6 protein-coding genes and 4 pseudogenes are annotated in these 8,680 nt (G+C 56.0%); 4 read left to right on the forward strand and 6 right to left on the reverse strand.

Features of this window, described 5'->3' with window-relative positions; all coding sequences use genetic code 11:
• Positions 1-129 precede the first annotated feature (129 nt).
• Positions 130-852, reverse strand: a pseudogene (locus tag FQ187_RS24205) (site-specific integrase); the annotation flags it as partial.
• Between FQ187_RS24205 and FQ187_RS24210 the strand changes: the two are divergent.
• Together FQ187_RS24210 and FQ187_RS24215 are read left to right on the forward strand one after the other, a co-directional pair.
• Positions 852-1,220: pseudogene (locus tag FQ187_RS24210) on the forward strand (cell wall hydrolase); the annotation flags it as partial. The pseudogenes FQ187_RS24205 and FQ187_RS24210 sit on opposite strands and share 1 nt — an antisense overlap.
• A pseudogene (locus FQ187_RS24215) lies at positions 1,217-1,733 on the forward strand (lysis protein). The pseudogenes FQ187_RS24210 and FQ187_RS24215, both read left to right, overlap by 4 nt.
• 55 nt (positions 1,734-1,788) lie before the next feature.
• On the opposite strand, the gene FQ187_RS24220 reads toward FQ187_RS24215, so the two are convergent.
• From FQ187_RS24220 to FQ187_RS24240, 5 genes and pseudogenes are all read right to left on the reverse strand, one after another.
• Positions 1,789-2,202: a hypothetical protein gene (locus FQ187_RS24220; protein ID WP_149631409.1), complete on the reverse strand. Its 414-nt coding sequence runs from the start codon at positions 2,200-2,202 to the stop codon at positions 1,789-1,791.
• Positions 2,199-2,804 (reverse strand): hypothetical protein, encoded by a 606-nt coding sequence (locus FQ187_RS24225; RefSeq protein ID WP_218580710.1) that lies wholly within the window; start codon positions 2,802-2,804, stop codon positions 2,199-2,201. The genes FQ187_RS24220 and FQ187_RS24225 overlap by 4 nt, the downstream gene beginning before the upstream one ends.
• Before the next feature lie 133 nt (positions 2,805-2,937).
• Positions 2,938-3,435, reverse strand: a complete 498-nt coding sequence (locus tag FQ187_RS24230) for a PAAR domain-containing protein (RefSeq protein WP_149631410.1) — start codon at positions 3,433-3,435, stop codon at positions 2,938-2,940.
• Between the two features lie 21 nt (positions 3,436-3,456).
• On the reverse strand, positions 3,457-4,152 hold the full coding sequence (locus tag FQ187_RS24235; RefSeq protein ID WP_149631411.1) for a hypothetical protein: 696 nt from the start codon (positions 4,150-4,152) through the stop codon (positions 3,457-3,459).
• Positions 4,153-5,277: 1,125 nt separating this feature from the next.
• Positions 5,278-5,900: pseudogene (locus FQ187_RS24240) on the reverse strand (transposase); the annotation flags it as partial.
• A gap of 290 nt (positions 5,901-6,190) precedes the next feature.
• On the opposite strand from FQ187_RS24240, the gene FQ187_RS24245 reads away from it, so the two are divergent.
• Both FQ187_RS24245 and cydB read left to right on the forward strand, forming a co-directional pair.
• Positions 6,191-7,567, forward strand: coding sequence for a cytochrome ubiquinol oxidase subunit I (locus tag FQ187_RS24245; RefSeq protein ID WP_149631412.1), 1,377 nt, complete (start codon positions 6,191-6,193; stop codon positions 7,565-7,567).
• A 12-nt stretch (positions 7,568-7,579) separates the two neighbouring features.
• Positions 7,580-8,581, forward strand: coding sequence for a cytochrome d ubiquinol oxidase subunit II (gene cydB / locus FQ187_RS24250; RefSeq protein WP_149631413.1), 1,002 nt, complete (start codon positions 7,580-7,582; stop codon positions 8,579-8,581).
• Positions 8,582-8,680 lie beyond the last annotated feature (99 nt).

Raw genomic sequence — 8,680 nt, forward strand, 5'->3', positions numbered from 1 at the left:
CTTGATCATCTTTACAACTTCCAGCTTGAAGCTGTCGTCGAATACTTTGCGTTTGTCGGTCATGGAGAACTCCTCAATAGGTGTATTTTCCACCTATCGGGGTGTCCGGGGAAATTAGACCACTGCAAAGATCACCAAGCGTTCATCGCCGTTCTTCACCCCTGCTTTTTCACTTCGCCCGCCGAATCCGGCAGGTATCAGAAACACGCTGGTGTTCAGTTCGGGCACGCGTATCTCCCAATCCCATCGCAACTTGCATACTTCCTGTTCCCTGCAACCGCTGTTCACTTTGTAGAGGGCCATCCTCAGCAGGTGATCCGGTAGCTCGGGGAACAAAGTCGCCTGCTCTTCCCAAGACATCGGGTAGGGTTTTCTGGCGGACCTCTTTTCCTCAAGCATCGAGATCATCGGAACGCTCTCCAGCCACGGCCGTTTTTCTGCGTCTCGCCACTTCCTGTGGCACAGGTTCAAGATTCGGACGACTCGCTGCAGGGCAATGTTTACCGTCCTGTTCAAAACGCCGGGTTTCACCTTACCTGTCGCCGTCTTGGTCGGCTTTTGCCGATCCCGCTTGAAGGCGGAAAGCGTCCCGTCATCAATATGCGTGATCGGCAAGTCGCCGATGTAGGGATCCAGCTGCTCGATGTGCGACGCGGATAAGGCGATTGACGCCTGGTCCTTGAAGTCCACCAGAAACTTCGTGGCGGCCTCCCGCCAGGTTCGCACCTGGCGCACGCCGTACACCTTTTCTTGCCTCAGCTTCTCCAAGCGGTGAATCAGGTACTGCTCCGCTTCTTCCCTTTCGCTTGATCCAGTGCTTTCCTGAAGTCGCTTACCTCTGACGACTTTGTCGCGGAGAAAGTCTTGCCGGCCAGATCGCCGTAGCCTGGACCATTCGCAACCGCGTGGACGATGGAAAAACCAAATCGTGGTGGGGCGAGGGCTATGCCGGTGTGTGCCAGAAGCCGTACCAGTTCAGCTTCTGGAACAGGAACGATCCGAACTTCGCCTACCTGAGTGGCGCGATGTCGATCCCGTTCCGCGAGCTGGCCCAAGCGCAGATCGCTGCTGACCAGGTGATGGCCGGAAAGGTGCCTGATCCGACTGGCGGCGCCACGCACTACTACGCGACCACCATGCCGAAGGCTCCGGACTGGGCGGCGAAGGCCAAGCAGACGCTGAAGCTAGGCCACCACGTCTTCTTCAAGGATGTGCCATGAGTTCCTCGGTGCTGAAGCTGGCCGTGGTTGGCGTGCTGGTGCTGCTATTAATCACCGCCGGCGGCGTGTGGCAGGTTCAAGACTGGCATTACGGAAAGCAGTTGGCCGAACAGGCGGGTCTGCACAAGGATGATTTGACTGCCATCAGCAACGCGGCCGCTGACCAGGTGCGAGCCGATCAGGACAAGCGCCTGGCACTCGAGCAGCGCCTGTCAGCCAGCGAACAATCCCACTACCAGGAACTGAGTAATGCTCAAGCCAACCAGGCTCGTCTGCGCGATCGCCTTGCCACTTCTGATCTGCGGCTGTCAGTCCTCCTCGACTCTTCGGATTCAACCGGTGGCTGTTCAATGTCAGCCGGCACCGAAGCCGGCGGCGTGGTTCATGGAGGAACGCGCGCCCAACTTGACCCAGCGCATGCTCAAAGAATTATCGGCCATCACCGATGAAGGCGACCGGGGAATGATTGCCCTGGCTGCGTGCCAAGCGTATGTGAGGGGGGTATCACACTGAGTTCGGCGCGGGGCCAGGTACTGGCAAATGTCGCCCCATTCAAAATGATCGGTTGCTATCCCGCGCCGCGCTTACTTGGTTTTGGAGGCGCGTCAGGACACTCATCGGCCCATCGCGTAACCGTCATGTCATTGAATTGTTCCCCAATGGTGTCGACGCGCAGGCAAGCGCCGTTCTTTGAGTAGAACAAGATGCAACGCGAGCTATCAAAAGAGCAGACATCGACCTCGAAGAGCTTGCGTGCAGCCAGCTCCCGCTCCACGCCACTATATTCATAACCATCGGTGGTATGCATCCGCGTCGGCTTCCATCCTTGTTTGACGAGCTTGGCCCTGGCCGTGACCAGGGGCTCACCGACGGCGATGCCTGCCGGTCCGCGCCTGTCGCTTGTCGCCTGTGAGCCATCCGCAAACGCTGCACTGGTGCCAATGCAATAAAGTGCGACGAGCGCGAGGATTGAAAACTTCATTTGACAGTCCCTCCAGCCGATTTGTAGCTCTCCAAAAACTTTGGATACTCGGCATACGGTTGCGGCGGATAATGATTTTTCTTACCAGGCCCTTCGGGAAGTGCCGCCCACCTCGTTGCCGCCTTCGGCATTGCTCCCGGGATGTCGCCGGCCTTGATCTTGTCGATCACCCCGAGGGTGCGCAGAATGTCGACCGCGATAAGGTCTTGCGTATTAGGCGTAAAGTCGGTGAGTCCCATCTTTCCGGCATACTCGCTCCAAGTGGCAATGGTAATTTGATACATGCCCGATGCCGTAGTTTTTCCGCCGTAACCGGCCCCCGGATGGGTGGACTCATCAGTGAAAGTCCATTTCCCGGATTGAAAACCCGGCGCCCAGCCATAACCATATTTCGCGTGGTAGCTACCGCCTTCGGATTCGGCAATGGCAACCAAAAATGCCTTCACGTTCTTATCCTTCAAATACTCCTCATTCTCGGCCCGCCTTATCTGTTTCCTGGCGTCCAGCGATACAGTTTTTGGAGTGGCGTCTTTGACGGGCGTCACCGCTCTGGTGGCTACGGGAGACATTTTTCTGCCATTCTTGCTAACCACTTCAGCCATGATGAAAGTCACCAATATAGATATTGACGCTCTCTGTCTGCCCCTTTGGGAAAACAGAAATAATGAAACTTGTTCTTTGGTCTGAGGAGGATTGTGTGCAGTCGGTTGTATGAAGAGCATCTGCTGCCATGCCTTAGTCCTCCAGAAACAGTTTGATTGTTTCGGGCAGGTGCGAACTCACTAGATGCGTATACCCCATCGAATCACTTACACCGTGTTCCATGCTGCCGTCAGCGCGCTGGATGGCGTAATCAAGATTGGGTAGAGGCTCGCCCGAGTCTTGGTCAACTAGTCTGAACTTGTCGCTGAAGTACACTGGCATCGGCAGCACGCCGCTGAAGGGGGCTGGTACGAAGGTGTCGCCAATAATGACCGTGCCTGATCCACCCATAACCACGTTGCCGTGGCCACCGGTACTGCCTTGAGTAGCGGCATTCAGCCCATTGATGAGCACCGTAGCACTGACGGCACCGGTGATCGGGCTCCCGCATGCGGATTTATCGGTCATACGAGCGGCGGCAAGGCCATCGAAGTTCACATTAGGGGAGCCGCTGGCAATCGGATTTGTGCCATGTCCCGGAAGCGGGCAATTGGTGGGGTCTGTCACTCGGGCAGCAGGTTTGCCACTCATGGGAAGTTCCTTTTCAAGGTTTCAAATGGGGTAATAGGGGTCGATGGGCGAGTCGGAAAAGCGCCAGCACTCATCCATAGGGTTGAACAGTGCTCGGTGGTTTTCGCGCATGGGACGGCAGGCCAGCAACGTCTGCCAGGCGATTTCGACGCAGTTGTCCATGGCCTGCGTGGAATAGTCATCAAGCTGGTTGAGCCAGGCGTTGTAATTGGGCATACCAACGCTGCGGTAGGCACTGAGCAATATCTCGGCGACTTCTTCGCCCCAATGGATAAAGCTCCCCGGACTCCAGGGACTCCAGGGACCTGTCTGGGCATAAATAAACCAGCCCAAGCTTGGCAAGTCACCATCTGCAAGTCGTAACGTGTCGCGCTGCGAGGAAAAACCACAGGTGATGTGGACGGTCAGCCAACCCTGGTGTTGCTGGATAAATCCAGTGGGGTCGAATTGTGCCAGCGGTACGACACGATAGCCTGAGTCAGGCATTGACCTGGCAACCAACTCAGCGTCCAGCCTTGAAACGAAGGCTCGAATCGCCTTGCCTTCGCCGGACGCTGCGCAAAGAATTTCAACCGGCGTGCTCGCAGGTATGTCGCCGAAACCGACGATGCGAACTAGCCCATAAAGGCGTAATGAGGTTTTTAGGCCGCTGGGATGAAGCGAGGTATCGAGTGTGCAGGCGCAGGGGATGGGCACATCCATAGGTGCAGGGCGCATCAAATATTACCGTCCATGTAAATGTGCGTCGCGAAGAATGCCCCAGGCAGAAGTCGCGTTCAACGATATTTACAGTGTTTAGGTTGACAACCAGTCAATGATCGCCGGTCGCGTGGGGGAGGTGTGATTGTGTGCGGTCGGCAGGACGCCGGGGGAGGGGTGCGCGCAAAACCACCGCTGGAGGCCACGGTTTCTCGTTTGCATAAGCACAAAGGTACGGATATTTTGCCCGACTGAATAAGGCATGCATTCCTTTAAAAACAATAGGTTAGGTGTTTTATGTCCCCAGCATGGGGTGCTAGGGGTCGAGTGTTCGAATCACTCCGTCCCGACCATATAATTCAAGGGGTTGCGAGATTTTATCTCGCGACCCTTTTTTATGTTTGGTCGTTTTTACCCCTACAAAACCACTGGCTCTGGTGTGAGTTCACGCCGTTTTTGGCCCTTTTTCGCGCTGCCTTTGGCACCAATCCTGTTTGATATTTATCTTCTTTCTCAGCTTTTTCGCATGTCAGATAGCCTTGGAAAACGCCGTGTTTCCGGGCGATTAGGGCGTTTTTCCTCACCCGCTACGCGGCGCTAAACCCTGGAAGCTCAGTTCCGATTCTTCGTTCTTAAAGGTCACCATCCCAAATCAGCGAAACCGGCTGTACGTCACGCGGGCCGTGCCTTTGAAGACAAACGGAAGCAGCGAAAGCCGGACTTCCGATTGTGCGCTAGGGAAACGGAACAGAGCGCGGGGAGGGCGCATCTATTCGAATTGATTGCTGACGGGCTGTGGGCCTCCTGAAGACCCTTTGATCACAAAGCCCAGGGGCCGATTTGGAATCAAACCATCGCGTCCGAGAGCCTGACTCATACCTCCAAATTCGACGTTTTTGGGCCCAAACCGCAGTGCCAAACAGACCGCAAATTCACCCGACTTCTTGCTGTTTTGGTGACAAACCATTTTGCAGGTAGTTGGCACCGATTGAGTGCCGCTGAACCCTCGAAAGATCCATCGGCCGCGGCTTCTAGCGGTCAGCTCGGAATCTCTTGCAAGGTCCTGGTCGGTGCCAAATCCGCTGCTAACTCACAGGTGGAATCTCTAGCAGATATCTAGCTCGGAGTGTGTGCCGTGGGCTTCCCGTGCGTCATCATGGAGGGGGCATCAGGATCGGTCAGTGGACCTGTTTATCCGGCGACTTCGTTGAGCTGGACTTCATTCGCTTGAAGCTCTTTCATTTGCGTCTTCAGCTTGGCTGATTTTATCTTTCAGCCGCACGCCTTGGATTCCGCGGACGTGCGCTCTCGTCGATCGGCAGCATTGAGCGCGGCCAGGCAACGGTTTGTACTCGATTCAATTTTCTCCATTAACCGCTTCAGTTTGGCGCTGGTGAAATTGCGGTCGCGGTTGTTGACTGCCTTGAATTTGCTGCCGTCGATGGCGACCAGATTATTTTCCGAATAATCCCAGCTGCTGGCAGAGCACAACGAACTGGCGACAGACGCCTCGGATGGCCTTACTGTCATCTTTTCGGAATTTGGCGATGGTCTTGAAATCTGGCATCAAACGCCCGGTCAACCACATCTGCTCGACGTTGCGTTCCAGCCGCCGGCACGCCTTCAAAACCCAGATTGACTAAGTCGAGTTCGTCAATCAAGACATCGACTACGCGCACCGGATTGGTATCGCTGACGTAGTCATCGAGGCTCTCGGGAAGCAAGGTGCTTTGACCTCGATGTTCACCTTGAATCAAGCGCTTCATGGGCGATCTTTGCGATGAAATCCGCAGAAATCATAGTCAAGGGTTCGCGGAGGCGTTTTTACGCACTATGGGCCAATAGCTGCCGCTCAATTCCGATTGTCCAGGGAGGAGTATTTTGTTCGAACTTTGACTTTCGGAATCATTGGCACTGAGGAGAGTCAACCGACAAATACTGCATCGGACATGTGCCATGCCTCTTCCTGCCAACACCTTCGGCTATCTTCCTAGCCATCGCTCGCTGCTACTAATAGCTGATTCCCACGCTCATTGGCTAACGGTGCGTTCACAGTATGGACGCGGTTGATTCTGCGCTGATGGCGGCGCGTGCCCAGTTCGCGATCAGCATAAGTTTTCATATCGTGCTTGCGGCCTTCACCATCGGCTTGGCCAACTTTCTGGTGGTGCTCGAAGCACTGTGGCTGTGGCGCAGGCGAAGGATCTACCTGGACGTCTACCTTTACTGGCTAAAAGTGTTTGCCCTCAACGTCGCCGTAGGCACTGCCTCGGGTCTGATTCTGGAATACCAGTTCGGGCTAAATTGGTCGCGGCTTTCGACTCAGGCAGGAGATATTCTCGGCCCGTTGATGTTCTATGAAGTGCTGGCCGCATTTTTTCTGGAAGCTGGCTTCCTCGGCATCATGTTATTTGGATTGAAAAAGGTCGGCCCTCGTCTGCATTTTTTTGCTACCTGTGCGGTAGCCCTCGGATCGCTGATCAGCGCGTTCTGGATTTTGTCGGCCAATTCCTGGATGCAGACACCCGCCGGTTACTCCATTGGTGCCGATGGTCGCTTCATTGCCGAAAACTGGTGGGCGATCATCTTCAATCCGTCGTTCCCTTACCGGCTTGTGCATATGACGTTGGCCGCGCTGATCGGCAGCGCCACGCTGGTGGCCGGTGTCAGCGCCTGGCAGCTGTTACGGGGCCCCGAGAACCCGCGAGCTCGGCTTACATACTCTATGGCGCTGTGGGTGATTGTGTTGCTCACCCCTGTGCAAATCCTGGTGGGAGATCTTCATGGTGAGCACAGCCTTATAGTACAGCCGCAAAAGGTCGCTGCCATCGAAGGCTCCTGGACTCGCCCGCCTGATGGTGCGGGCGAACCATTACGCTTGTTCGCACTTCCGGACATGACTGAGCGACGCAACCATTGGGAAGTGGCGATTCCGCGCATAGCTTCGCTGTACTTACGGCATGACCTCAGAGGCACCATCGCCGCCCTGGACGAATTTCCGCCTGAGGACATCCCGCCTGTACCAACGGTGTTCTTCGCCTTCCGTTTCATGGTCGGCTTGGGCCTGTTGATGGTGGGGCAGGGCCTGGCCAGCCTGGTGTTGCGCTGGCGACAACGGCTGTACGCAGCGCGTTGGATGCTCCGAGTCTGTGTGCTGATGGCCCCGGCCGGATTTCTGGCGATGTTGAGCGGCTGGGTGGTGACCGAGGTCGGACGCCAACCTTTCACCGTCTATGGATTGCTGCGCACGGCTGACAGCCTGTCTTCGGTGTCTCGACAGCAGGTAGTAGGGGCGACGTGGACAATCCTGTCGTTTTATGGGGTGATCTTCGGCGTGGGTCTATGGGTGCTGCTGCGACTACTGCGTGAGCCTCCTCACGAGGGCGAGCCCGGGCCGCAACCTACTCTGGCTGACGAGACGGGTAAACCTTGAGGGCATACATCCATGTTGGAGAATGACTGGATAATCCTGCTGTCCGCTGCGGCCCTGGCGTTCTCGGTATTGAACTACGTGCTGTTGGACGGCACTGATCTTGGTGTTGGCGTACTGCTCGGCCTTACCCGGTGTAGTCAGCACCGTCGTGCCATGGCAGTGACCATCTTGCCGATCTGGGACGCCAATGAAACCTGGCTCGTGCTGGGAGGCGGTGGTCTGCTGGCGTTGTTTCCGCTGGCTTACGCCACTTTGCTGCCGGCGCTTTATCTGCCGTTTATCGCGATGTTTTTGGCGTTGATTCTTCGCGCGGTAGCGCTGGAATTTCGAGACTACTCGCCCAGCTATCATATCAAGCGCATGGTCGATGGCTTGCTGCTGGTCGGTTCGATGCTAGCCGGGGCAACTCAGGGGATTGTGTTGGGCACGCTTGTACAAGGCGTGCCTAATCAGGGCGGGCAGTACAGCGGGAACGGCTGGGAGTGGTCAGGTCTGTTTCCGCTGTATTGTGGCGCGGTGCTCGTGGCGGGCTACACGTGGTTGGGCGCCTGCTGGCTGTATTGGCGCACTGTCGAAGATCTGCAACGGCGATCAGGTCGACAGGCGAGGGCGCTGGCCATCGTAACCCTGGTGCTTCTGGCCGTGCTGGTTGTCTGGACAGCGACACTGGACACTCAATATGCGCATCGGCTTTCCAATCGTCTTGTCTGGCTGCCGGCCGCAACACTGCTCATTGCACTGCTGATAGGCTTCATTTTGGGTTTTCGAAGCCGCCGGCAGTATCTGCCGCTGTTCGCAGCATTGGGGATCTTCGTTTTGGCGTTCGCATTGATGATCGCAGTGCTATATCCGTTGATTGTCCCGCCACACCTGACCTTGCAAGCTGCCGCCTCCAGTCCGAACAGTCAGGTTTTCATGTTGGTCGGTTTCGCCGTCCTGATACCAGTGACGCTGATATACAACACCTATGGCTTTAAAGTCTTTAGCGGGAAGGTTCGTGCCGCTCGTGATTGACTGCATCCACGCTACCGTTCAGAGAATGAGTCTTTTCTCCCTCCAGCCTAGTCCAAACAGACACTCTGTGCGCTATCGCTCAGAGCCCCAGTTACAACA

The sequence above is a fragment of the Pseudomonas sp. ANT_J28 genome, assembly GCF_008370005.1.
Classification (GTDB): Bacteria; Pseudomonadota; Gammaproteobacteria; order Pseudomonadales; family Pseudomonadaceae; genus Aquipseudomonas; species Aquipseudomonas frigoris.

Bases quoted from the DNA above. Each gene is read 5' to 3' on its own strand.
- FQ187_RS24245 (WP_149631412.1), top strand. From the start codon at position 6,191: ATGGACGCGGTTGATTCTGCGCTGATGGCGGCGCGTGCCCAGTTCGCG.
- FQ187_RS24230 (WP_149631410.1), bottom strand. From the start codon at position 3,435: ATGAGTGGCAAACCTGCTGCCCGAGTGACAGACCCCACCAATTGCCCG.
- FQ187_RS24225 (WP_218580710.1), bottom strand. From the start codon at position 2,804: ATGGCTGAAGTGGTTAGCAAGAATGGCAGAAAAATGTCTCCCGTAGCC.
- FQ187_RS24220 (WP_149631409.1), bottom strand. From the start codon at position 2,202: ATGAAGTTTTCAATCCTCGCGCTCGTCGCACTTTATTGCATTGGCACC.
- FQ187_RS24235 (WP_149631411.1), bottom strand. From the start codon at position 4,152: ATGCGCCCTGCACCTATGGATGTGCCCATCCCCTGCGCCTGCACACTC.
- cydB (WP_149631413.1), top strand. From the start codon at position 7,580: ATGTTGGAGAATGACTGGATAATCCTGCTGTCCGCTGCGGCCCTGGCG.